The following is a 25,819-nucleotide window of genomic DNA, read 5'->3' as shown; positions in this document are numbered from 1 at the left end:
GCCTGGTGATAACATCAAGATGACAGTAACTCTAATCGCACCAATCGCGATGGATGAAGGTCTTCGTTTTGCTATCCGTGAAGGTGGTCGTACTGTAGGTGCTGGTGTTGTAGCAACTATCGTAGCGTAATTATTAGCCTAGCTAATTATTACCAAAAAGCCCGAGCTTAGTCTCGGGCTTTTTAATGTCTAAAATAAAGTACGATTTAATACCAATACGCTTAATTAAGTGATCTATTTTGAGGATGGAAAAACGTGTGGATAGCTAGCCAAAAAATTCGCTATTTAGTTGTTCTAATTGAGAATTTTTTAACACAGGTAGCGACACGTTTAGCCCCGCAAAATGATTAAGTATTATTACGGATTGGTATAAGATGCCGCTTTAACCTTAGGTGAAGATACTTGGTAACAATACTCAAAGTATTATTAGTGGTATTACTAAAAACCCGAGCTAAGCTCGGGTTTTGATAAGTTATGAATGTGTCATACTTAGCTGAAAACTATTCAACATTTTGGATCTGAATATAGAATAAACTTTTTAATATTATATTTATCAGTGCTTTAGCTGGTTTTTAGGGTGTTTTTTCTGTATTTGGTAACCGGTATGGTAACCGGTATGGTAACCGCTTGGAGTCGGTTTCTGATAAATAGGGTTTATTTTACTAAAGAGGAAATAAGCTTAAATCAGTACCGAATAAGATACATAAAAATTGATAAACTGTTTAGTTTTTGTATTATACACCCAAACATAACTAAATAATCAAGGAAGAGTGTTTTATGAAACCTATGCACGCATACCCTCATCCCGAGAGACCTCAAAATCCTTCACCATTAGAAATGGCTATTTATAACTATGAGTTAAAAGCTAAAGAGTTCCATAACAAGCGAATAGCTCAAAAAGGGAAGGCGAGTGAAGATCTTAAAAATAAGATGGCTCGTGACTTTAATCATTTGCAAAAAGAGAAAGAGAGAATTACAGCTCACGCTCGCTTACAAACAAATTTAAAAGAATACCGAGAGCTAAGTGCAAGCTCTACAGTCACGCAATTAAAACAAGCAAAGCATCATCCAACACAAAAGCTTGCCCGTCACTTGGCTGCAATAGGGGAACCTAAACCAACTAAGCTGCACGAGGCTCACCATATTATTTGTGGTACTGGGCAATACCAATCAGCGAATATGTTACAAACAAGGCTTAACCTTCACCTGCATGGAGTTGGTATTAACGATCCCATTAACGGTGTATGGTTAATTAACTTTGAAAAAAATAAAGACCAGAACTGGGATAGCCCAGCTTCGCCGCCTCATCGAAAGCTACACAGATATAACTATGAGACATGGATTAACACTAACTTTGGTAATGCGGCTACGCCTAAAGCTTTATTTTTGAATAGGCTGAAAACGGTTAAAGTTAAAATAAAAACGGGTACTGTACCTGCAGGTTTGCTTGAACCAAAAGATGAAAACTGGAAGGCTTTATAGTGACTGTATATCAAATTAAAAACGAAGCTTACACATACGACGTAATCGACCTTGATATTGTTGAGCTCTCAGAAATAATTTCAAAAAATAACGACCTTGATACAGATATTGTACTAAGGATGTTTATGTCATCCTCGCTAAATAATATCGAATTTAGTCACCTATGGCCCGAGGGGTTAAACTTTGATTATTTTGGTAAAGCTAAAAAACAAGACTATGGTATATCGCGCTTAGGTCATTTTTTAATAATGAAGATGCCAGTATATGAGTTATTGAAAGAGCGTTTAGCAAGTTTTGGAGAGTTTTTACCCGTTAAAGCTGAAGGCAATAACATGATGTTGTTTAATTTGCTTACCTTCGGACAAGAGCAAAAAGACATGTGTTTGACTAAGTATGAAGATGGCTTTGAAGACGGTTTAGAGTTACTTAACTTTGAGCAAGATGATGTACAAAATAAGTTATTATTTAAGTCTAAGCTAGAAGGCGCTCAAAAAGTTTATTGTACTGATGAGTTTAAAAATATTATCCAAAGTAACAACCTCAAAGGTTTAGTATTTGACGAAGACTTGTTAGATCCGTTTGTGTGATTTTATATTTATAAAGTGTTTTTATCACTCAAGTATATTTCTTAGGTATATACAAATGTCTTGAAATTATACTTTTAAGCTCTATAATTACGCGTAACAACACCCCTCCCGCTACCCGTAAGCTCAGCGCCCTGCGAGGGGTTAATTATTTCTATAGCATGATAAAAGGATTTAACCTTCATGCAGTTCTCAAAAGCCCCCATAACGTTTGAAAAGCAAGTCGAGCTTCTAGAAAAGCGTGGTCTAGTAATTAATAATAAGGAATCAGCTGCCTTTTATCTTAGTCATATCAATTATTATAGGCTAGGCACTTATTGGTGGGCATTTATTGAAGATCATCAAAACCATACTTTCAAGTCTGATACTACATTTGAACAAGTTTTGAATTTGTACTCTTTTGATAGAGAGCTAAGGCTGTTACTACTTGACGCCATTGAACGAATAGAAGTTTCTCTGCGAACTCAATGGGCATACCACTTAGCAAAAAAGCATGGCTCACATGCACATTTAGAGCCTACTGCTTTCATAACTAAGTTTAATCACGAGGACTTCATCAGTAATATTTGTGCTGAAATTCAACGAACCTCAGATACCAATATAAAAAAGCAAAGCTACAAATACAAAGAGCAAACACCAGCTATTTGGATAGTTGCTGAAGTAATGAGCTTTGGTTGGCTTTCGAGAGGCTATGATGCAATAGCGCGTCGAGCACTGAAAAATGATATTGCAGATTCATATAAAGTAAAAGAAACAATACTTTCATCTTTTTTACACCACATAACCACGGTGCGTAATATTTGTGCTCACCACTGCCGTTTATACAATCGAGATTTTACGTTCACCATGAAGCTGCCAACCAATGGCGATAAAGTTTTACTTAATAGCTTTAGTGATACAACTAAGCAGCTATACAACACACTAGTTATGTGTGCTTACTTTATGGATTTAATTAGCCCTAACCACCATTGGAAGCAAAAGTTAGCCAGCTTAATTGATACTTACAATATAGACGTAACAGAAATGGGCTTTCCTAAAAACTGGCAAGAGTTACCTATCTGGAATAGCATTAAATAACTACGCTCTAATTTGGTTATAACCAGCTGTAATATCGCTTTATTTAGTTTTTATTTTGCACAGTAATAATTTTCTTTGGTAGTATCGATTGATACACATAAGGATTAGTTAGGCTGTTGAGATGGGAAGCGATTTGAGTAACTTTGATTTTTTAAAACACCATGACGAATTACTACTTCGTTTAGCTCAAACGGCTGAACGCTGTTTTGCCCCAGATCCAAACACAACCCTAGTTAAAATGCGCCAGTTAGGTGAAGCTTTGGCTCAAAATGTCGCTGCGCGAGTTGGTGTTGATTTTGGTCAAGATGTTAAGCAAGTAGATCTATTAAGAGAGCTTGATTACACCCTAAAGCTCGACGAACGAATTAAAGATGCCTTCCATGTTATTCGCAAATTAGGTAACACCGCAAATCACGATTTTACCTCAAGTAGCCACCGAGATGCTTTAAAGTCTATGCAGTTAGGCCATGCTTTGTCTGTGTGGTATCACAAGCTGTATGGTGGCAAAGCAGCAAAAGGGTTTGTATTTACGCCATTCGTTAAACCTCAAGATCCATCTATAGAAGTAAGAGAGCTTGAAGAGAAATTATATGAACTTGAAGTTGAACGTCAAAGGTCAACCGAACGTCTAAAAATTGCAGAGCAGTTAAAGCAAATCGAAGCTGAAAAAGCCGCTGCCGAGCGAAAGCGTTCTGAGCAAATGCTTACAGATAGCCAAACGTGGGAACAAATAGCTACTGAGCAAGAAGCATTGCTAGCTGAGTATAGAGATAAAATGATTAAAGCCAATATCATGTATATGGCTCAGTTTAATGCTAAAGATAAACAAGCACAGCAGCAAGAAATCCAGCGAGTTGAAAAGTCTGCGTTTCAGCTAAATGAAAGTGAAACACGTGTACTTATCGATGAGCAGTTAGCAGCTGCTGGTTGGATAGTGGATAGCGTTAACTTAAAATATTCAAAAGGCGCAAGGCCAGTCGTAAACGAGAATAGAGCAATTGCAGAGTGGCCAACTAAATCAGGGCCTGCTGATTATATTTTATTTATGGGCCTTACACCTGTTGCTGTCGTAGAGGCTAAAAAGTCAGCTAAAAACGTTTACGGTGCAATCGACCAAGCAAAACGCTATGCCAAAGACTTAGAGCCTAATCCGTCATTCGAATTAGATGCGGTATGGGGCGATTTTAAAGTACCTCTTACGTTTGCTACTAATGGGCGACCTTACTTAAAGCAATTAGAGCAAGAAAGCGGTATTTGGTTTTTAGATGTGCGGGATAACGCTCATAGGCGTAAAGCACTTAAAGGCTGGTATTCACCACACGAAATAAAAGGCTATTTAAAGCAAACCACTCAGCAAGCAGAGCAAAAGCTCGATGCGATGGACTTTGATTACGACCTTAAATTAAGAGACTACCAAGTTGATGCCATTGAAGCAGTAGAGCAAACAATTAAAGAAGGAAAAGACCGTGCGTTGGTTGCTATGGCAACAGGTACAGGTAAAACAAAAACCTGTATAGCTTTAGTTTATAGATTGCTTAAAGCAGAGCGTTTTCGCCGCGTGTTATTTTTAGTTGACCGCTCAGCATTAGGTGAGCAAGCTGCAACTGACTTTAAAGAAGTGAGAATGGAGCAACTCCAAACATTTGCTGATACCTTCGAGCTTATGGAGCTAGGTGATAAAAAGCCAGATGACGGAACCAAAGTGCATGTAGCAACGGTGCAAGGTTTAGTTAAACGTATTTTATATCCGAGCGATAACGATACCAAGCCCGGTGTAGGTCAGTACGATTGTATAGTAGTGGATGAATGCCATCGTGGTTACTTGCTTGATAGAGAGCTCAGCGATACAGAGTTATTATTCAGAGACCAAAAAGATTACCAATCTAAATACCGCTCAGTCATTGATTACTTTGATGCGTTCAAAATAGGCCTAACAGCAACGCCTGCGCTACATACAGTAGACATATTTGGTGAGCCCGTATTTAGTTATAGCTATACAGAGGCAGTAGTTGACGGGCATTTGAATGATCATTTACCGCCTGTACGTATCAATACCAAGCTCTCTGAGATGGGAATTCATTATAAAATTAATGAAGAGGTTAAAGTATATGATGCTGAAAATAGTGATATAAAAACATTTAACACTCCTGATGAACTCGACTTTGAAGTAGCAGAGTTCAACCGTAAAGTAATAGCTCCTAGTTTCACAAAAACAGTCACAAAGTGGCTTATCGAAAGCGATTCTATCGATCCATACTCAGAGGCTAAAACATTAGTATTTTGTGTAACAGATAAACACGCAGACGAAGTGGTCGAAGCTTTTAAGCAGGCATGTGAAGATTACCACGGTGAAGTCGAAGACGACGCAATTCAAAAAATTACAGGCGCTACAGATAAACCGCTTGATAAAATACGCTCGTTTAAAAACGACCGCCTACCAAATATAGCCGTAACGGTAGACTTACTAACCACTGGTGTTGATGTGCCAAAAATATGTAATTTGGTCTTTTTACGCCGTGTAAATAGCCGTATTTTATTTGAACAAATGCTTGGTCGCGCCACACGTTTATGTCCCGAAATAAGTAAAGGTCCGTTTAAAATCTATGATGCTGTAGATATCTACAAGCAGTTAGAAAAAGTAAACAGCATGAAGCCTGTAGTCACTAATGTAGATATTACTTTTAGTGAGCTAGAGCAAGAAATGGCGCACAGCAAAAGTGAAGACTTACAAGCATTAGCCAAAAATCAATTTATCGCTAAATTACAAGTTAAGCGTCGCCACTTAACGCCTGAACAAAGTGACAAGTTCGAGACCATAACAGGGCAATCACCACAACAATTCATTAAAAATTTAAAAGCACAACCTGCTGAGCAAGTAGCTAAATGGTTTATAGAGCATCCCGGTTTAGGTGAAATTCTTGATAGTAAAATTCAAGGCGTAGCTGGTGGCACTAAACCTGTGTATATATCTGATCATGAAGATGAGTTTACAAACATCACTACGGGCTATGGTGATGGGCAAAAACCAGATGATTATTTGCGCGCCTTTAACGACTTTGTAAATGCCAATAGCAACCGCTTGCTCGCTATTCAAACAGTTGTGCAAGCACCATGGGAATTAACCCGCCAAAACCTAAAAGAACTTGCTTTAGTGCTTGAACAAAACCACTTTAGAGAACAAGATCTACAAGTGGCGTGGAGCGAAGTTAAAAACGAAGACATCGCTGCACGTATTATCGGGTTTATTAGGCAAGCGGCTATAGGCGAAGCGCTTATTCCGTTTGAACAACGTGTAGATAACGCACTAGCTAAAATATTAGCCAGTCAAAGCTGGAAAACACCACAAATACAATGGCTCAATACTATAGCCAAACAAATGAAGGCCACCACCATTGTAGATGAAGCGGCGCTTGACCAAGGTATTTTTAAACACCAAGGCGGTATAAAGCGCGCTAATAAATTATTTGAACAACCCATTGCTGAAGTACTGCACATGTTTAATCAAACACTGTGGCAAACCACGAATCAATCAGCTTAGTGTTAGGTTGATCACTTAAGCAAAAACTTTTTTAGCAGTATTAACTTAATTAGGTAAAAACATGAGCACCCAAGACTTAGTCGCAAAACTATGGAATCTATGTAACTTACTCCGAGACGACGGGGTTACATACCATGAATATATTAATGAGCTCACGTATTTAGTGTTTCTTAAAATGGTTGACGAAACAGGCACAGATAACAACATTCCTGAAGGCTACCGCTGGGCCGACTTAGAGCATTATGACAGTGCAACACGATTAGAAGAGTATAAAAAATTACTGATCCACTTAGGCTCGCACGGCACCACAATAACTAAAGCAATTTATGCTAATGCCAGTACAGTAATACGTAAGCCTGTCACACTTAATAAGCTAGTAAGCGAAATCGATAAGCTTGATTGGTACAGCGCCAAAACCGAAGGCCTTGGCGATATGTACGAAGGCTTACTAGAAATTAACGCAGGCGAGAAAAAATCAGGTGCAGGGCAATACTTTACGCCTCGCGTGCTTATTAACGCCATGGTTGAGCTGATGAAGCCAAACCTTGACGACGTTATTGTTGACCCAACAGCGGGAACAGGGGGCTTTTTAATTAGCGCCCATCATTATTTAAAACAACATAATGATATAGAAGCCCTAGAGCCCGACGCATACGATAAATACCAGCATAATACCTTTTATGGTATGGAGCTAGTACCAGATACTCGTCGCTTAGCAATGATGAATTTAATGCTACATGACCTCGCGGTAGATGATGATAGTTCAGGCATTTTATATGGTGATACTCTATCAAACGAAGGTAAAGCACTGCCACCAGCAAGCCTTATTTTAGCTAACCCACCATTTGGCACAAAACAAGGGGGCGGCGTACCAACACGTGACGATTTAATCACTTACACCAGTAACAAGCAGCTCGCCTTTTTGCACCTAATGTATTTACGCATGCTTAAACCGGGCGGTCGTGCAGCTGTTGTATTACCTGATAATGTCTTATTTGAAGGCTCTACAGGGCAAACAATACGTAAAGACTTAATGGAAAAGTGTAATTTACATACCATTTTACGCCTACCAACAGGGATTTTTTACGCGGCAGGCGTAAAAACTAATGTATTGTTTTTCTCAAAGCCAACTGATGTAAAACAAGATAAAGGCCAAACCAAAAATGTGTGGGTGTACGACATGCGCGCTAACATGCCGCAGTTTGGTAAACGCACAGTATTAACGCAAGCGCATTTTGATGAGTTCTATCAAGCGGTTGGTAGCGACTTAACACAAGTAGATGAAGCTGCGCGCCACTCGTTTATTAAAAACCATCAACATGGTAGTGAAATTGGCAATATTGATACTTGCCGCCTACGTTGTTTTAGTCGCGAAGACATTGCTAAAAATGATGACTCACTCGATTTAGCATGGATCAGAGATGACAAAACAGAAGACAGCAATAACCTACCGGAGCCTGATGTATTGATTAATGAAGCCTTAGAAGAAATGGCAGGCGCCATACACGAGTTGCAAGCTATTTTAGTAGAGCTTGGCTCTGCTGAAGAAACGGATGAGGCTATATTGTGAGTGAGTTGCCTAAAGGGTGGGCTGAAATAAGTTGCGGAGATACTTTTACGCAAATACCTACCAGTAAAATCAAAGTTAAAAGTAAAGATACTAAAGGAGCAGGTGAATTTCCTGTTATTGATCAAGGTGCAAATTTTATTGCTGGTTATTTCGATGATGAGCAATGTGTAATAAAAGTAGAAAAACCCGTTTGTGTTTTTGGTGATCATACTCGTGTGGTTAAGTGGGTTGATTTTAATTTTGTTCCGGGTGCTGATGGCACAAAAGTTTTGGTGCCCAATGATTATCTGTATGAAAAGTTTTTTTTCTATCAGTTGAAAAATGCTGAAATTAAAGATCGTGGTTACTCAAGACATTTCAAATATCTCAAAGAAACCATGTTTAGAGTTGCTCCATTAAACGAACAAATTCGCATCGCAGATAAACTCGACTCAATCTTAGCTAAAGTAAATAAAGCCCAATCACGACTCGATAAAATTCCAACAATCTTAAAACGCTTTCGACAATCAGTTCTGATCGCGGCTACGTCAGGAGATTTAACTAAAGAGTGGCGAGAGGAAAATGACATTACTTTATCGGGATGGGAAGAGACTGTTTTTTCCGAGTTAAGCCGTGAAATAACAGTGGGTTTTGTTGGTAAAATGTCTGATAAATACCAAAGTGAAGGGGTTAAGTTTTTAAGATCACAGAATGTAAGAGCTTTTAGGTTTGACTCAAAAAACCTCTTATATATTTCAACAGAGTTCCATGAAAAAATATATAAGTCACGATTAGAAGCTGGGGATCTGGCGGTTGTTCGCTCTGGGGCACCGGGTACTACTTGTGTAATTCCTAATGATCTTGGAGACGCAAATTGCTCTGATTTAGTAATTGTTCGTCCAAATGAAAAACTTATACCAGAGTTCGGTTGTATTTACATGAACTCATCTGTAGCTCAAAAAAATGTAAAAGATAATCAAGTTGGAGTTGCTCAGCAACATTTTAACGTTGGATCGATGAAATTGATGCCAATATTATTACCTACAAAAGCTGAGCAAAGTGAAATCGTTCGCCGAGTACACTCATTGTTTGCCTTAGCTGAAGCAGTAGAAAAAAACTACAGAGATTCGAATGTGAAAGTTTATAGGTTAACGCAGTCACTACTGGCTAAAGCATTTCGTGGTGAATTAGTGCCGCAAGATTCAAATGATGAATCAGCTGACAAGCTGCTCAAGCGTATAAGAAAGTCAGTTACTGATAAACCAAAGAAAAAGCCATCTCCCAATATCAAAAAAGAAAAAGTTGAAGAGGTAAAAGGCTCTGATAGTGACGGAAATAGTTCTAAAGCTAATTTAACATCTGAAGCCTCTGACACTAATGATACCTTACGAGCAAAGTATCAAGCTGAAATACATAAAGCTCAAATATCTCTTCAAGGTGCTACGTTCAGCGTAGAACAGTTCAGTTCATTGACCGAGTTTAAGGGGGGATATGTTGAATTAAAAAAATTAATAATGAATTTGTTAAAAGGCGTCCCCGGTATAAATGAGCCTTTATTTGAGGTTGAAAGTTGGGACGCTAAGAGCGGTGACTATGCTTTACGGTTGGTAAAATCATAATGAAATTAATTAGTCTTTCTTATCGAGAACCTAGAAATGAATTACAGGCTTATGAGTTTAATTTTGATAACGACCGTATATCTTCAAAAGTTTTAGAACCACTGTGTTTTGTCGGATTAAATGGTTCTGGTAAATCTAAGTTACTTGAGATATTAGCTTCAATTTTCTTTGAGTTAGACAGATTATGGCGAAATACACGTAAAGCCAAACCTATAACAAAAGCTCATTTTTGTCTTGAATATCAGTTATTACCTTCTAGAAAATACAAGAATGTCATAATAGAAGGGGAAGCCGGCAAGTCTCTACTGGTGAAAGCTGATGGTAACGTATTGGAGCCCCAAGAACTTTCATTTGTTATGCCTTCTAACATTATTGGTTATTCATCCGGAAGCAATGAAACAATAAGTCAGTTATTTCATGAGCTACGTGAGCGTGAGTTTAGACGAGTACTTAAAGATGTTAGCGATGGTAGAACTGGTAGCAGGGAGCTTTCTAGGACACTTTTTTTAGATAGAGATTCTACAAAAATCCTTTTATTAACCGCTTTTATATTCTCAGGTTCGGATGGTCGTGATTTTTTACCAACTGTAAATTCATCAAAAAAATTAGTAAAGAATTTTTCCAAGTTTATTAATTTAGAAAAACTACAATCTTTTCAAATAGTAATTGACACAGATTCCGGGCGCATAGTTCTCTCACAACGAATGGAAAGAGTGCTAGAGAAGTTACAGCGCTGTGCGTTAATGGTTAATAGCAATGATGAGAATAAAGAGCGCATTTATGAAATGGACTTCTTTCTTTGTGAGGAAAGTAAAAATGCTTTTATTAACGAATTTAAGACAGCTCAAGATTTTTATGAAGAGCTTTACGAACTATATAGCTTAAATTTAATTTCCAGTAGCAAGAGTAAGATCCATAGAGTATTTGATATTCCTGAAAATGAGCTAAGAGTACTTATTAAAAACCCAATTGCAGAGACGAACTATTTAAATTTAAGTGATGGCGAGCATCAGTTTATTCAGGTTTTCACATCATTAGTTTATTTTTCACGGGAAGATTCAATTTTTTTATTGGATGAGCCTGAAAGTCATTTCAATCCAGCATGGCGAGCTAAATTTGTATTGGCTATGGATGACTTACTTACACCCAAACAGAAAAGCTCAGAGTTTTTAATATCAACACATTCACCATATCTTGTCTCTGCATGCAAAAGTAGAAATGTAACTATATTTAAAAAGCAAAATGGTAAAATAACTTGTTCACAGCCAAGAAAAGAAACTTATGGCGGTACATTTGATAGCTTGTTAAAGGAGCTATTTGAAGTAATTAGCCCAATAGCTGAACATTCCAAAGAATCAATTAAACAGATATTGAAATCAAAAGATGTAGAAAAAATGAAGTTAGCTTTATCACTATTTGCTGAATCTCCTTATAAAAGGGACTTGTACGAAGCTATTTTAAGAGATGGTCATCATTTAGATTTTGGTGAGAGTACTGAATAATGTTATATGCATTAAAGGTTGTAGAGGGGCACCCGTGCTTTCAAATGCAGGATTTGTTAAATAACTTTTTTTACGATTATGTATGTAATTTAAATTTTGATGATGGCATTTTTCCTACAATATTTTCAACGAGATATATCAATGGTCATGGTAAGAGTTTTAAAGAGACATTAGAGAATTTAAGGGCTGACCTTCCAAAACAAAAAGTGAAAAAGCAGCAGTTATATAGTCAATTCATAAACAACAATTCGATTGAAGCTCTGTGTTTGGAAAAAAGATTCATACCAGAAGACCATATTACTTGGGGAGACAGACAAGGTAAGAAATTAAATGACTTCATGCTTAACTGTTATACGACTAAATTGAATTTATCTCCTTTTAAAAAGGCCAATTGTGATAAAAAGCCTACTCATAGATTTTATAGTGATTTTATCGAATTAAATGGAAGTATATGTCCTTTTTGTGGCTTGAACCGCTATAAAAACAAATTTGGCTCTCGCAGAGAAGACCTCGATCATTATTTGTATAAAGGTAAGTACCCATTTGCTGCAGCGAACATGTGGAATTTAATTCCTACATGCTCTGAATGTAACCAAGACTATAAAAAAATGTTAGATGTTCTTTATGATGGAACCGACCGCAAAGAGGCTTTCTACCCTTATGGTAAGGTCGGTGGGATTATATTAAAAGTGAGTCTAAAAAATAACTGTAGTAAAAGGCCTAATGATTGGAATGTGGAAGTTAAGGAAAAGATACTTACAGATAAAGAAAAGGTTGAAAATTGGGATCGTGTTTACGGCATAACTAAAAGATATAAAAATGCGCTTGCACAAGAATACGATGAATGGATTTTAGCTGCATTAATTAGAAGAAAGGAAAAGTTTAATACAATTCTTGATTTTAAAAAGTTTATGTTATTGAACGCAAGAGATGAACGTAAGTTATACAAGAAGAAGTTAGCTCCAACATCGTTTTTAAAACAATCATTTTTTGTATTTGTAGCACGTTCTGCTGATGATGCCTTCATAGGTAAGTATATGTTGCCATTTAACGCGGATTTATAAATTATTAGGGAATTTAATTTATGGCTAAATTTTGCGGAAACAGAAATTCAATACACCTATTAAAAAACACAAATGAGTTTAAGAAAAACTGTTTAATTGAAGGCAAATCTCTATTAACTGATGCTGTTATTTGGACAAGTGAATACTGTGAAGAATTAACTAAGTATTTTGTAGATAACCCTGATGCAGGTGAGGGCGACTTTTTTACAAAGCTTGAAACTCAGCTAGCAGATGCCTCGGCTAATGCAAAACTACTTGCAGCTGAAATGCTGTGGTTAATGTTTTTATGCCCAAGTAATACAGGTGCTGCATCAAAGCGCGGGAGTGTTGAGCGTGTATTTGCTTGGAGTGGCTACAAAATAGATGAGGCCACAAAAGAGCGTTATTTATCTGACAATGCGCTTACAGGTGTTGGTAGCTCAGGTACGGCTTACAATACAATGCGTTGGCGCGAGTTAGTGTATTTAATTCGCTTCACAGAGTTATTTTTAAAACTGAATCAATCTGAAAAAGAAGCACTATTAAATAACCACATTAAATTTGCCCAGTGGTTAGAGCAAGTCCCTGATAATGAAAACCGCCAACTGCGTCATATGCTGTTGTTTTTATTCTTCCCTGATTTTAATGAACGTATATTCGGTAATACCGATAGATGCTCAATACTTGTCACTCTAGCTGGCCTAACTAAATCCCAATACAACAAAATGAAATGCAGTGAAAGAGATGCTGCGCTTTTAAAGCTGCGTAAAGAATTTGAACAAGAGCTTGGCGCAACGGAGCTTGATTACTATATTGAGCCGCTAAAAAGTAAATGGAAGAATACAGAAGCAAATACTGCTAAAGATGTGCAAGAACCTAAAGAGGGCTACACAGTGGAAAAAACAATTAACAATACCACCAGCAGTTTAAACCAAATACTTTATGGGCCACCGGGTACAGGTAAAACCTACAACACAATAAATAAAGCGCTTGAAATAGTCGAGCCTGACTTTTTAGCTCAACACAAAAATGACCGCACTAAAATTAAAGCTCGTTTTGATGAGCTTATGGAAAAAAACCGCATAGGCTTTGTTACATTTCACCAGAGCTTTAGCTATGAAGACTTTGTTGAGGGCTTAAAAGCCAATAGTAACGAAGCCCATCAGATAAGCTATGAAATTGAAGATGGTATTTTTAAGCGTATGTGTGATGCTGGTAATGCTCATACCGTTATATCTCAGCAAAAGCGTCCCGTAGATGTAACTGGACGGAAAGTTTGGAAAATGTCTTTAGGTGACACTCAAGGAGATGATGCATACATATATCAACAATGTATTGAGAATAATTATGTTTTATTAGGTTATGGCGGCAATATTGATTTTAGCTCTTCAAAAGACAGAAAGTCGATAGTAGGTACATACAATGTTTACGGTATTTATATAGAAAATGAAAGTAATGATTACAGAGTTACTTCTGTCCATAACTTTAAGAATGTCATGGCGATTGGTGATCTGATTATTGTATCGGATGGTAACCGTAAGTTTAGAGCGATAGCCGAAATCATAGGCGATTATGAATTCACACCTTCAGCTATAGATGATGAAAGTTACTCTCAAAAACGGGAAGTGATTTGGCATCGAGTTTACGAACCTTCGTTACCCGTTGATGAGTTATTTACTAAGAATTTATCTCAGATGACTCTGTATAGATTACGAGAGCCAGTGCTTATAAGAGACAAACTTAAAGAGCTACTTTCTGGTGATGATTTAAATAGTGACTCAATTCCGTCGTTGGCTGTGGGATCTAAAGTTTCAACTTATATGGTTGAAGGTATAACAAGCGAGATTATTAGCTTGAGAAAGCCTAATGGTGCTCTGCTTCCAATGCCGCGAGTTATTGTTGACGAACTTGTGCATTTGGTTAAACAAGGTAAAGCTTCTATTAGTGATATCCGTTCTAAAAAAGTATTCGACTGGAACACTAGTACTGAAATGGAAAAATATATTGTTAACGGATATCCAAATGTACTTGCGCCTTTAGTTGAGGCAATTGTAAATCATGGTATTAAAGATAAAGCGTTTAATAACTCAGAAAAACGAGTGTTGATTATTGATGAAATTAACCGAGGTAATATCTCTAATATTTTTGGTGAATTGATTACATTAATCGAACCTAGCAAGCGTGCTGGTGGCTCCGAGTCATTATCGGTGAAATTGCCTTATTCAAAAGAACCTTTAGCAGTCCCTTCAAATTTACATATTATTGGCACTATGAACACGGCTGATAAGTCGCTGGCACAGGTGGATATTGCATTACGCCGCCGCTTTGAATTTGTGGAGATGATGCCAAATCATGAGTTACTCAATGATGTTGAAGTTGATGGAGTTGAAATAGCAAAATTGCTAGAAACCATTAATCAACGAATAGAGCTTTTATATGATCGTGAACATACCATTGGGCATAGCTTCTTTTTACCTTTAAAAGATGAGCCAACAATTGAGCGATTAGCAAAAATATTTGAGCTAGAAATACTTCCTTTACTTGAAGAATACTTTTTTGAGGACTGGGAACGTGTAGGCCAAGTGTTAGGTGATCACTTAAAAACAGATGCTAGCTTGAAATTTATAGAAGAAAAGTTCACTGACACTTCTATTGCTGAGCTCATGGGCGCTGAATGGAAGCAGGAGGGGATAATACCCTATAAGCGCAATATTCAGGCGTTAAACAACCCTGAAGCGTATATGGGTGTTTATGAAGCGTTCTAAGGTTAATGATGTAATTGTTAGAGAGTATGCGCTTTTAATTAACGGTGGTGGTGATTGCAGTATTGATTGCCACTCAATTCCCCAGAGCGCTTTTGAGTGGCTGTTAGTTAATGGTGTTAGTAATAATGAAAAGCAGCGCGAACTAGTTAAAGTAAAACGTCATGGGAAATCGATTGCGTTACAAGTTGTGAACTTTGTTGGCGTACTAGAAACTCCTTGTAAAACCAGAATTGAAATTTTACCTAAAATATCTACTCAAGACAGCAGCCCTGATAACTCACGCAAAGTATTAATGAAGATGCTAGCGAGTGTTGAAAAATTAAAATTACAAGAGTTTCAACAATCGCATTTAGAGGTATTAAAGCAACCTTTGTATGAATTGCTTATTAGCCATTTTTTAAATGCAGTATCTAAATTGGTAAAGCAAGGCATACGAAATGAATATCAACGAGTAGAGCGAGAATCGACTTATTTAAAAGGTCAGCTGCTAGTAGCGAAACAACTTAGGCAACGACCGGGGCGTAATCATCACTTTCATGTTTCTCACGATGTTTTCACATCCAATAGAGCTGAGAACAGGTTAATACACTCATCCCTAAAATTGGTTCTAAAGTGGTCAAAATCTAGCGCTAATCAGCGTTTAGCGAGAGAGCTATTGTTTGTATTCAATGAGATTGATGAATCAAAAAATATATCAAACGATTTTAGAAACTGGAAGACTGACCGTAGTATTGCGCACTATCGCCCACTTAAACCATGGTGTGAGTTAATTCTTAGTTATAAGTCTCCTATAGCTATGATTGGTAATCACAAAGGAATTTCTTTCCTATTTCCAATGGAAAAATTATTTGAGCGTTATGTAGCTAACCAGTTAGCTAAACAACTACCACCAGCTTTACGTTTAAAAGAGCAACCCTCTACTTTCGGTTTGGTTGAGCATAAAGGTGATAAATGGTTTAGGTTAGAACCAGATATTGTTGTTTACGATAAAGCCAGATTAATAGTGACTGTGATAGATACAAAATGGAAGCGCTTAAATGAGGCACTAGGAAATGCCACAGATAAATATAATTTAAACCAATCTGACATTTACCAGTTATTCGCATATGGTGAAAAATACTTGCAGGGCAACGGTGAGCTATATTTGGTTTATCCTAAGTATGATGATTTTAAATCACCTTTAGATGACTTTCATTATCATGAAAATTTGAAGCTTAAAGTTGTGCCATATGACTTAGAGAGCGATAATTGCTTTATTGATTTTACTCGTTATAGTTCTGAAGATGTTACCGCTGCTAGCACTTAAACATAACTTTTTTAAATAAATTTAAATTTACACTCTTTCCCCCCCACCACAGCCTCAATTTACTTTGGCATTATTCTCCCCGTTGTTAGGAGCACCTAGCAATAAATTTTACTTTTTGGAGATATAAAATGACAAAGAAAGAAACCCCTATGACTACCGATGCTTTGGCCCGTATACAAAGAAATGAAGCAAAACAAAATGGTGGTGGTGTTGATTCAAATGGTTTTGCTGCTCGTGCAGCTAGAGCAGCAAACAAAAATCAACAAGGGAAAAAATAATATGGCTCAACATGATGATGACAACCGCTCACAACAGTTAAACCCAGAGCATGACGCTTATTGGCAAAGCCGAGGTGAAGATGAACGCCCTGATGACTGGGAAGACCTTTTGGACGATGAATATTAGGTTCAAGCTTTAAATAAAAGCAGCTGTGTAATCACGTAGCTGCTTTATTTAATTTATCTGTAAAGTGTTCGAAATAGGACGGGTACTGACCAATCACAGTCTTGAAAATTGGTATCACTTTTTCACTATGAGTTTGCTCAAAGCATTCTTGTATTTTTGTGTCTATACCTCGACTAATTCTAAAATACATGAGCATAGCTAACGAGTCGTAATTGCCGTGACTAGCGAAAATAGCTTTAATAAATTTTTCTAACCTTAAAAATGAAGGTAAGTTTTTACCATTACGCCAATCTTTTAGTTGTTTGTATTGCCTATCATTTAAAGATTCTCCGCTTTCGGTGTAATCTGATTGAGACTTTTCAAGAGGGACAAAGCTAGCCAGCCTTCTCCAAGTCATTGGTTTGTCGTTTGAGGATACGAGCTCTTTTAGCTCTATTAGCACTGAGTCGAAACAGCCATTAGATTCATCGGACTCAATTAGTGTATTAAGCACATTTGTAAAAAAGCTAGTGCCTTTTTTGGGTTTATAATTTTCATCTATTCTACGGTAGTATGAGTGAAGACCTACTTCATAGTTGGCAATGGCAGATAAATAGAAATCAAATGTTAAGTGGTACGTTGCCTCAGCAAGAGCTAGAGCATCTTCATTTGTATAATTCTCTCTCTTTTTATCTGAGTTGAAAAATCCATCGAAGATAGTGAGTTGATGGCTAGGCACTAAGCTATGAGATTGCCAGTATGGTTTTTGTAATTGCCAAATATCTTTTGGGCTTTTTTTATCAATACTTTTTGATTTCGCTTTGTTATGTATTTCACTCATCATTAAGTAATCAAACTGAGATCGAGCTTCTAACCAATCTATTACTAGGTTTAATTCATTGTCGTTATTGTTACTTTTTTTACTGGCGTTAAATCCATATATGCATGAGTAGTAGGTACTCGCGTTAGAGGTAACCTTCATCGCTCTAGTTGTTTTTTTATATACTTTGAGGTTGAACACCTCATTTATATTCGGAGAGAGAGATTTAAACCATGTATAAATTTTTTTAAATGTTGGTTTACCTACTCCTCGACTTGATAAATGAAATATAGAGCTCTGACTGACAGACAAGTCAGAATCATAAAATGATTGGGCATGAGTAATCATGCCACTAATGTTACTTGGTAAGTGTAATAGCTGGGCGACTTCATTTAGAGGGGGTAGGTACACACTTTTAAAATGAATATTTTTAAATATATATTTGTTACCTTCATTAGGTTTGAGCATATTTAGTCCTTTATTAAGCTAACCATATAACTTCTTACAAACTTTACGTTATTACCTATAAAATTCAATGATTTGCTGCTTCATAGGAAGCTTTTAGATAAAACCCCTTTTTTTATAAGTAAAAACTGTTTTTTTGCTTCACTCATTTGCTGGTGGAAGTAGGGGGCTTTGACAACCTCGGTATGTATATGAAAATGAAGATGCTGACTATCAGTATCTTTGTAGTATGCATCAAGTGCAGATTGAACAATAATAAAGGCCTTTTCGCCATAGTATTCACAAATACGATATTTAAAGCATTCTAATGCTACCTTGTGTCGTGCTACTAGTTCGTTTACTTTTCTATTGTTGATGCCTTTTAGCTCAACTATATCGCATAATTGAATGTATGCTTTAAGTGAGTCTTCTATTAATACGGGGTCATAGCCTTTCATTAGGTTCCATCCAAAACCATTTTTAACTGGATTGGTTCGTACAGCAAGTTTACCCTCGGTTGTTTTTGCACCTGTAGAGCGACCTCCATGCAATTTACATCGACCATTTCGCTTGTTGCCTAGGCGCTTGCAGGGATTACCTGAACGTGTTTTGGCCCCGCACTTGGGTAGACTGTCTAAATCAAACTTACTCATTTTTTGCCTTTTTATGATCGATCATGCTCGGTGAACTTTCGGTTCATAGGGTTTGTTTTTTGAAAATCTATTTTCTTTAAAGTTTTTAAAATCGAATGTTTATATGCTTACCATCAAAGAGTAAATATATAAATCAATGGGTTATGATATTTTAATGCCGCGTAAAGCGAACACTTAATAGTGCTTTATGTTGTCTGTGCACGTAAGGTGATCGATCACTTTGCATGTGTATACTTCGGTTCTTAGAGTGCTGCAAAGGTACTTCAGCGTTATTAACTTGATTAGGGTGATCGCTGTACTGCAATGAGCGATGAAGTTTAGATTGTATTAGCTGTGTACTGCTTATAGCTGATAACCTTTTTAGTAACTTGATACCACCAGCCTCTGAGTTATCTAGGTTTATTAGAGCCGCTTCTTTATTTTGCTGGTATGTAATAGCTGAATTTACGAGTAGCATATCGTTAAAGCGTTTATCAACGTGCTCTGTTGAGTATTCAAGTTTACTAAATAAGTAGCTATGAGCCTTAATGTTAGCTTCTTTTGTGGCACGTTTAGTAAAATAACTTAAGCGGTATAGAGCTGGTTCTATATTGAATTTATTACCCCTGTGCATTAGGTAGTATGGGTGCTTGACTAGTGAGGCCGAGCCTAAGCCTTCAGACTCCCAAGCATGCTTTAATTGGTAGGTTAACTTACTGCTATGATTTATTTTATGCCCGCTTAACAACACAGCTAAATGATAATGATGATTTGAAGATGTATTTCTCTCTCTAGCGCATATGTAACTTACTTTGCAGTTATATTGTTTTGTAAGTACCGACAACTGTTTTTTAATAAATTTTAAGAACGCCTGATTATTAATAGAATAAGATTTAGTACTTAGGTCTATTCTTGCTACGAGTACTTTAGAGTAGTGAGAAAGCATAAATTCACAATGCTTAAACACTTTAGTTAATGCTTTTAGATCTTGGCCTTTTGTCTTTGGTTTGAATACTCTGTAGCTATGGTCTCTGTATATAAAGTTTACTGAGTTAGTTGTTGATATTTTAAAGGTCATTGTTATATCTATTTGCCTTAGTTATTAATTGGTATCTTTCTTATATTATTTAATATCCGCTATTAGTGGATAGGCGCTTTACAGATAAAAGCCCTTTTAAAATAATAACTAAGATATGTTTTTCGTTTGTTGAATAGCGTGTTTTTACTGAACATTTTGTTTCAAAGTGCGTCATCAGTAGGCCAAAAAAAAGCAGTTTATTTACCTGCTTTTGAGTGTTTATTAGATAGCCAATTTTTATAATCTTGAAAATGCCACATGGACCGCCCATTTATTACATGAGCTGGTGGGGGGAAATGGCCAGCCTTTATCCACCTTCCAAGTGTTGACCTACTGATGTTAAGAAGCTTTTGCAATTCAGGCTTTTTAATCATTCGAGCATCGTCAATATACATAGCAAGATCTGGTAGCTTTTTCTCGTTCATTGAGGTCGCTCCATATTTATTACTTCGCGAGATTTTACAAAGTCTAAAAGCTCGCTTAATAACCAACAAACTCTGTCGCTATCGGCATGAAGCTTTCTTCTTTTCGGAAAGAGGCCTTTTTTTTCTAAAGCCCAAGCGCTGGTTCGAGAGACTGCCGTTATTTTGGCTCTTTCTGCTTCTCTGACTAGGCGGTCAGTAAATTGCGTTGTTGGTGTTGTTAGCTGGCTCAAATTGGTTTCTCCGGTTCATCATTGTTGATGGGAGAATATTATTGATTTGCGTATAGGTTAATAAGCCCTTAGCTTGATAAGGGCTTATTAAAGATTTTAACATTATGATTTTAAGTGAATTTTATCTTTATAGTTAGTTTTCACCCACTCCTCAACTTCCTTAAGGGATGGAGCAGAATTAGACTTTCGACCTTTTTTAGCGGTAGAGCCATATGCATCGTTAATATATGTTTTAATCGTTTTATGTGAAGGAGGAGAAATAGTATTTATAGAAAATAGAGCATCAATTGCCGTTGCTAAATTCGCTCTACTACATTTAGACATATGCGTGTGTAGTTTTATGTCACTTACTATTACATTGATAAGATCAATAAAAGACTGATACTTTTTAGGTGAGGACTCACCTGCTATTGTTCGGTCTTTAGAATACTTTTCTGTGGCTCTTAAGGCATATAAATGTTCTACAAAGTCATTATGCTCTTGCACTCGTGAGCCAAGCGTAAACATTTCATGCATTAGCTTATTAAGCCAAAACTTGTAATCTACGTTAGACTTGTCTGGAAGCGCTCTTAAAGTGTCCTCCACCAGCATCGCTTTACGCTTAATCGATTCTTTCTCCAATAACATAATATCTTGGCCAAACTCATCTTTTGGTAAGTTATTTATAGAGGATATTATTAAATTGGGCTTCTCAATGCCTATAGGTGAAGCAATTTCTTCTAACTGAGCATAATTAATATCATCCTCATCAATCTCACCAAGCTCTTGAACATGTACCAAAAATGGCTGTGATTGAATCTTTAAACTTTCTCGCGGTGTACATTTTGGAAATAATTTGAATTTATTCACTTAAATTATTTCCTTTAGATACCATTGATATTTTGGCTCTAGGAAGTATTTGATTTGCCATTATACTTGCAAGCTTTCTTCGTTCATCTAGATAGTCATATCTGTTATAAATGCCAGCAACACCAGTAATAGTATGATTTAGATAACGTGTTACCTCGTTTCCTTCATAACCAAGTTCAGCTAATAAGCTACGGCATGTTCGTCTTAAATCATGAATTGTAAAGTGCTTAATGCCTCTAGGCTCAAGTAGGTCAGGGTACGACTTTTTACTAACACTTTTACCAAACATTTTAGCTAAGGCATGATTTAAAGTGTTTTCGCACATATGACCTTTTTTACTAACTTTTCTTGCTGGGAAGACATACTCAGAGCCACAAGATTTTACTTTTAATTCTTCAAATACAGGTATAACTTCGTCAGCGATGGGAATTTGAATATATTTTTTTTTCTTATTCCGCTTACCTAAATTCCAAACCTTTTCTTTAAAATCAAACTCATCCCATTTTGCCTGAGTTAGCTCAGTTTTACGGTTACCAAATATTAGGAGTAATACCATCGCTAAATAGTTATCTCTGGTAAAAATAGTCGAATTTTCTCTTAATACATCAAATGTAGTTTCAATTTCTTGTAGGCTTAGGACTCGATCTCTACTTTTACTTTGGCCTCCCGCATCTTTTTGGCTAAAAGCTGCAGCAGGATTTGACTTTGTAAGGTCAAGTGTATGTGCATGCTTAAATAGGTTTTTACATAGGTGTAAGCACTTTGAAGATATGGAGGGGCGCCCATCATTTGCAATATTTTTTATAATAGCTCTAATATCACGTGCATTTACATCATCAATTTTGAGCTTACCAATGTATGGCTTTATATCTTTATTATATTGTCTTTCGAGCAAATGAGAGCTTTCTATTTCCTTACTTTTATCTTTAAACCAGTCATTGAATAGGTCGTTCATTGTTATTATAGTTTCTTGTCCCTGCCTCACTCTTTCAGCAAGTGGGTCTACACCATTCTTAATTTTTTGATTTATAAGGGCTGCTTCAATACGAGCGTCAGATAAAGTCCTGTCTGGAAAGTTGCTCCCTTTTAAAGTCATAAAGTGGCGTTTCTTATTCATAGTATAACGAAGTTCCCATGCCCCACTTTTCTTATCTTTATTAGGCTTTATATACAATCCATCGCTAACACTAAACCTTAGCGTTGTACTATTTTTAATTTTGGCTTTGATCTCTTTTACATTCATTGAGTTATATAAAAATGGTTACCAAAGGTTTCAAAAGTGGTTACCAAGTAGTTTGGTAACCACTATGGTAACCACTTGGACACGTACAATAGGGGGCTAGTATGAACGGTATAAAACAAAAAGCCTAGAAAAATCTAGGCTTATTAATTGGTTATAAACAAGTTGAAACAGGCTAAAACACTATTCTATATTCTGGATCTGCTCACGCATTTGTTCAATTAGTACTTTTAGCTCTACGGCTGCAGTAGTGATGTCACTATTGATAGACTTAGACGCTAGCGTGTTAGCTTCACGATTAAATTCTTGCATCATAAAATCTAAGCGGCGGCCACATGCACCTCCTTTTTTAAGGATTTTTTTAGTTTCTTTAACGTGAGACTTTAAGCGATCTAATTCTTCAGCCACATCTTGTTTTTGCGCAAGGTAAATAAGTTCTTGTTCAAGGCGTGATTCGTCAATGTTTGCTGTTAAGTCTTCTAGCTTTTGAGCCAGCTTTTCACGTTGCCACTTAGCAATCTCGGGCATATGCGTTTCTACAATTTCTACTTGCTCTAAAATCGCATCAAGGCGGATTGCTATCATTTCTTCAAGGTTTGCACCTTCATCGCCACGGGCTGATTTAAAATCTTCGATTACTTGATCAAGACCAACAATTAGTGCGGTATTAACGCTATCCATATCAAGTTCTTCAGCTTCCATAACACCAGGCCAACGCAATATATCAACAGGATTAATATCGCCATTACTTTGTTGTTGAACCCATTTAGCGCTATTTATCAATTGCTCAGCAAGGGCTTGGTTAATTGATAGCTCACCAACATGGGCTGGATTTGCTACAAACTTTAAAAAGACCTCAACTTTACCGCGTTGTAAGTGTTTGCGTAAACGCTCACGAATAACTGGCTCCATGCCACGAAATTGCTCTGGTGCGCGAATAAATGTTTCAAGGTAACGCTGGTTCACTGAACGAACTTCCCAAGTGCCAGTTCCCCAATCGCCTTTTATTTCGCGACGCGCATAAGCTGTCATACTGTGGATCATGGATATTTTCCTAAATTAATAAATACAATATTACGATGATTATACCGTAACACTGCATAAGCTCTAGGGAAAATTTATTACACTGAATATTTTGCATACAGCTATTTATTTAAATCAGCATGGTATCTATACCCACATACACTTATAATGTCGCAAATTCTGAATTAAGGGGATCGTCAATGCGTCCAAGCGAAAGAACACCTAACCAAATTAGACCTGTTACATTTACACGTAATTATACTTTGCATGCTGAAGGCTCAGTACTTGTTGAGTTTGGTAACACCAAAGTACTTTGTACAGCTACTGTTGAATCGGGCGTTCCTCGTTTCATGAAAGGCCAAGGTAAGGGTTGGATCAATGCTGAATACGGTATGTTACCGCGAGCAACGCATACACGTAATGCGCGTGAAGCTGCACGTGGTAAGCAGGGCGGTCGTACTATGGAAATTCAACGCTTAATTGCACGTGCACTTCGTGCGGCTGTTGATTTAAAAGCCCTTGGTGAAAACACGATTACTATCGACTGTGATGTTATTCAAGCAGATGGTGGTACACGTACTGCTTCTATAAGTGGCGCATGTGTTGCACTAGTTGATGCACTAACGCATATGCGTGCTAAAGGTATGATTAACTCAAACCCACTTAAGCATATGATTGCGGCTATTTCTGTAGGCATATACAAAGGTCAAGCAATTAGCGATTTAGAGTATATAGAAGATTCAGCTGCTGAGACTGATATGAACGTAATTTTAACTGAGACAGGTAAAATTATTGAAATTCAAGGTACAGCCGAAGGTGAACCTTTCTCGTTTGATGAGCTGGATGAATTACTTACTTTAGCCAAACACTCTATACGTGAAATCATTGACGTACAAAAGCAAGCATTAGCATAAATAGGTAGGCCACTAGATATGAAAGATTATCAAAAAGAGTTTATAGAATTTGCTCTAGAGAAGCAGGTATTAAAGTTTGGTGAGTTTACTTTAAAGTCAGGGCGAACAAGTCCGTACTTTTTTAATGCTGGCTTATTTAACACTGGTCGTGATTTAGCGCGTTTAGGTCGCTTCTATGCTGCAGCATTGGAAGATTCATCGATAGAGTATGATGTATTATTTGGTCCTGCTTATAAAGGTATTCCAATAGCGACAACTACGGCAGTTGCATTAGCAGATCACCATGATAAAGATGTACCGTACTGTTTTAACCGTAAAGAGAAAAAAGCACACGGTGAAGGTGGTACGTTAGTAGGCTCAGAGCTCAATGGCAAAATAATGCTAGTTGATGATGTAATTACCGCAGGTACCGCTATTCGTGAGTCCATGGAAATTATTGCACAAAATGATGCAGACCTTAGTGGCGTTTTAATAGCATTAGATCGCCAAGAAAAAGGTAAAGCCGAGTTATCAGCTATTCAAGAAGTTGAGCGCGACTTTAATACCAAAGTAATTTCTATTGTAAAATTAGCTGATCTTATCAGTTACCTTGAAAGCCAAGGCACAATGGATGAGCATTTAGCCTCAGTTAAAGCTTACCGTGATCAATACGGTGTAGCATAAATAAAAAGCCTCGCACTGCGGGGCTTTATTTTGACCTTCATTCATAGAGTTTTTTAATGAAAGATATACTTAAACCAAATGGCTTAGGCCTCAAACGCGTTTTCAAAGCGACTTATTGTTCCTACCTAGGCTTTAAAGCAGCATTTAAGGAAGAAGCCGCATTTAGACAAGAGCTATTACTAAGCCTTATATTATTCCCCACTTCATTTTGGCTTGCTTCATCATTATTACACTGGGCCATACTAATTAGCTCACTGCTTATTATATTAATAGTTGAATTACTAAACTCCGCCATTGAAGCATTAACAGATCGAGTAAGTACAGAGTTACATGTATTGTCAGGTAGGGCCAAAGATATGGGATCTGCAGCCGTAACACTTTCATTAACGATCGTATTGATCATCTGGGGTGTAAGCCTCTATATGAAGATCGTTTAACTCTACTTCTAATATAAAATAGGTTTGAACCCCGTTAGTTGTTAATAATTTGATGGTTATGTTGTATTTTTAACGTGTTTAGCTCAAATTCTCAGCGAACAGCACATTATTTCAAGTTTTCTTCAAAAAAGGGTTGATCTGTTTTCGGATCTCCCTATAATGCGACCCCACTGAGACGGGAAACAGCAACGCATAGCGAGGCACGAACAACTCAG

The 25,819-nt window shown here is 37.0% G+C and carries 23 protein-coding genes and 1 pseudogene; 16 read left to right on the top strand and 8 right to left on the bottom strand.

Annotation, left to right across the window (positions count from 1 at the left end):
- From H5159_RS19775 to H5159_RS21120, 13 genes and pseudogenes are all read left to right on the top strand, one after another.
- Window positions 1–130 (top strand): annotated as a pseudogene (locus H5159_RS19775) (elongation factor Tu); the annotation flags it as partial.
- A gap of 647 nt (window positions 131–777) precedes the next feature.
- A complete protein-coding gene (locus tag H5159_RS19770; protein ID WP_182780901.1) occupies window positions 778–1,482 on the top strand; it encodes an AHH domain-containing protein in 705 nt (234 codons plus the stop codon).
- The gene (locus H5159_RS19765; RefSeq protein WP_182780900.1) at window positions 1,482–2,069 is read left to right on the top strand and encodes a hypothetical protein; all 588 of its coding nucleotides are present in this window, start codon (window positions 1,482–1,484) and stop codon (window positions 2,067–2,069) included. Before H5159_RS19770 ends, H5159_RS19765 begins: the two co-directional genes overlap by 1 nt.
- A gap of 180 nt (window positions 2,070–2,249) precedes the next feature.
- Window positions 2,250–3,143 carry an Abi family protein gene (locus H5159_RS19760; protein ID WP_182780899.1) on the top strand — a complete coding sequence of 298 codons (894 nt, stop codon included), beginning with the start codon at window positions 2,250–2,252 and terminating at the stop codon, window positions 3,141–3,143.
- A 133-nt stretch (window positions 3,144–3,276) separates the two neighbouring features.
- Complete coding sequence (gene hsdR, locus H5159_RS19755; RefSeq protein ID WP_259399132.1) at window positions 3,277–6,681, top strand: type I restriction-modification system endonuclease; 3,405 nt, start codon at window positions 3,277–3,279, stop codon at window positions 6,679–6,681.
- A 61-nt stretch (window positions 6,682–6,742) separates the two neighbouring features.
- Complete coding sequence (locus H5159_RS19750) at window positions 6,743–8,251, top strand: N-6 DNA methylase (RefSeq protein WP_182780897.1); 1,509 nt, start codon at window positions 6,743–6,745, stop codon at window positions 8,249–8,251.
- Complete coding sequence (locus tag H5159_RS19745; RefSeq protein ID WP_182780896.1) at window positions 8,248–9,849, top strand: restriction endonuclease subunit S; 1,602 nt, start codon at window positions 8,248–8,250, stop codon at window positions 9,847–9,849. Before H5159_RS19750 ends, H5159_RS19745 begins: the two co-directional genes overlap by 4 nt.
- Entirely contained in the window at window positions 9,849–11,351 is a 1,503-nt protein-coding gene (locus H5159_RS19740) for an AAA family ATPase (protein ID WP_182780895.1), read from the top strand. The genes H5159_RS19745 and H5159_RS19740 overlap by 1 nt, the downstream gene beginning before the upstream one ends.
- Complete coding sequence (locus tag H5159_RS19735) at window positions 11,351–12,415, top strand: hypothetical protein (protein ID WP_182780894.1); 1,065 nt, start codon at window positions 11,351–11,353, stop codon at window positions 12,413–12,415. Before H5159_RS19740 ends, H5159_RS19735 begins: the two co-directional genes overlap by 1 nt.
- Window positions 12,416–12,435: 20 nt before the next feature.
- Window positions 12,436–15,159, top strand: coding sequence for an AAA family ATPase (locus H5159_RS21125; protein WP_182780893.1), 2,724 nt, complete (start codon window positions 12,436–12,438; stop codon window positions 15,157–15,159).
- A complete protein-coding gene (locus tag H5159_RS19725; RefSeq protein WP_182780892.1) occupies window positions 15,146–16,465 on the top strand; it encodes an McrC family protein in 1,320 nt (439 codons plus the stop codon). Before H5159_RS21125 ends, H5159_RS19725 begins: the two co-directional genes overlap by 14 nt.
- 128 nt (window positions 16,466–16,593) lie before the next feature.
- Window positions 16,594–16,743 carry a hypothetical protein gene (locus H5159_RS19720; protein WP_167330986.1) on the top strand — a complete coding sequence of 50 codons (150 nt, stop codon included), beginning with the start codon at window positions 16,594–16,596 and terminating at the stop codon, window positions 16,741–16,743.
- Between the two features lies 1 nt (window position 16,744).
- Window positions 16,745–16,870 (top strand): hypothetical protein, encoded by a 126-nt coding sequence (locus H5159_RS21120; RefSeq protein ID WP_259399131.1) that lies wholly within the window; start codon window positions 16,745–16,747, stop codon window positions 16,868–16,870.
- Window positions 16,871–16,901: 31 nt separating this feature from the next.
- Here the strand turns inward: H5159_RS21120 and H5159_RS19715 are convergent, their stop codons facing one another.
- The 8 genes from H5159_RS19715 to H5159_RS19680 all read right to left on the bottom strand — a co-directional run bounded on the left by H5159_RS19715 (window position 16,902) and on the right by H5159_RS19680 (window position 23,611).
- Window positions 16,902–18,137 (bottom strand): hypothetical protein, encoded by a 1,236-nt coding sequence (locus H5159_RS19715; RefSeq protein WP_182780891.1) that lies wholly within the window; start codon window positions 18,135–18,137, stop codon window positions 16,902–16,904.
- Window positions 18,138–18,217: 80 nt separating this feature from the next.
- Window positions 18,218–18,766 (bottom strand): HGGxSTG domain-containing protein, encoded by a 549-nt coding sequence (locus H5159_RS19710; RefSeq protein ID WP_182780890.1) that lies wholly within the window; start codon window positions 18,764–18,766, stop codon window positions 18,218–18,220.
- A 151-nt stretch (window positions 18,767–18,917) separates the two neighbouring features.
- A complete protein-coding gene (locus H5159_RS19705; RefSeq protein ID WP_182780889.1) occupies window positions 18,918–19,823 on the bottom strand; it encodes an inovirus-type Gp2 protein in 906 nt (301 codons plus the stop codon).
- A gap of 197 nt (window positions 19,824–20,020) precedes the next feature.
- Window positions 20,021–20,248 carry an AlpA family transcriptional regulator gene (locus H5159_RS19700; protein ID WP_182780888.1) on the bottom strand — a complete coding sequence of 76 codons (228 nt, stop codon included), beginning with the start codon at window positions 20,246–20,248 and terminating at the stop codon, window positions 20,021–20,023.
- Complete coding sequence (locus H5159_RS19695) at window positions 20,245–20,478, bottom strand: AlpA family transcriptional regulator (protein ID WP_182749890.1); 234 nt, start codon at window positions 20,476–20,478, stop codon at window positions 20,245–20,247. The genes H5159_RS19700 and H5159_RS19695 overlap by 4 nt, the downstream gene beginning before the upstream one ends.
- A gap of 102 nt (window positions 20,479–20,580) precedes the next feature.
- A complete protein-coding gene (locus tag H5159_RS19690; protein ID WP_182780887.1) occupies window positions 20,581–21,327 on the bottom strand; it encodes a hypothetical protein in 747 nt (248 codons plus the stop codon).
- Window positions 21,320–22,570: a site-specific integrase gene (locus H5159_RS19685; RefSeq protein WP_182780886.1), complete on the bottom strand. Its 1,251-nt coding sequence runs from the start codon at window positions 22,568–22,570 to the stop codon at window positions 21,320–21,322. Before H5159_RS19685 ends, H5159_RS19690 begins: the two co-directional genes overlap by 8 nt.
- Window positions 22,571–22,750: 180 nt before the next feature.
- On the bottom strand, window positions 22,751–23,611 hold the full coding sequence (locus tag H5159_RS19680; protein WP_166115063.1) for a YicC/YloC family endoribonuclease: 861 nt from the start codon (window positions 23,609–23,611) through the stop codon (window positions 22,751–22,753).
- 179 nt (window positions 23,612–23,790) lie between these two features.
- Here H5159_RS19680 and rph point away from each other — a divergent pair, with 179 nt between their 5' ends.
- Genes rph through H5159_RS19665 form a run of 3 tightly spaced genes read left to right on the top strand, consistent with a single transcriptional unit; the run spans window position 23,791 to window position 25,604 of the window.
- A complete protein-coding gene (gene rph, locus H5159_RS19675) occupies window positions 23,791–24,504 on the top strand; it encodes a ribonuclease PH (protein WP_002958890.1) in 714 nt (237 codons plus the stop codon).
- Between the two features lie 18 nt (window positions 24,505–24,522).
- Window positions 24,523–25,167: an orotate phosphoribosyltransferase gene (pyrE, locus tag H5159_RS19670; RefSeq protein WP_182780885.1), complete on the top strand. Its 645-nt coding sequence runs from the start codon at window positions 24,523–24,525 to the stop codon at window positions 25,165–25,167.
- Between the two features lie 56 nt (window positions 25,168–25,223).
- Window positions 25,224–25,604: a diacylglycerol kinase gene (locus tag H5159_RS19665; RefSeq protein WP_182734849.1), complete on the top strand. Its 381-nt coding sequence runs from the start codon at window positions 25,224–25,226 to the stop codon at window positions 25,602–25,604.
- Window positions 25,605–25,819 lie beyond the last annotated feature (215 nt).

This window comes from Pseudoalteromonas sp. SG43-1, assembly GCF_014164415.1.
Classification (GTDB): domain Bacteria; phylum Pseudomonadota; class Gammaproteobacteria; order Enterobacterales; family Alteromonadaceae; genus Pseudoalteromonas; species Pseudoalteromonas distincta.
Note: the sequence above shows the minus strand (reverse complement) of the source record. Positions and strands in the feature narration are given on the sequence as shown.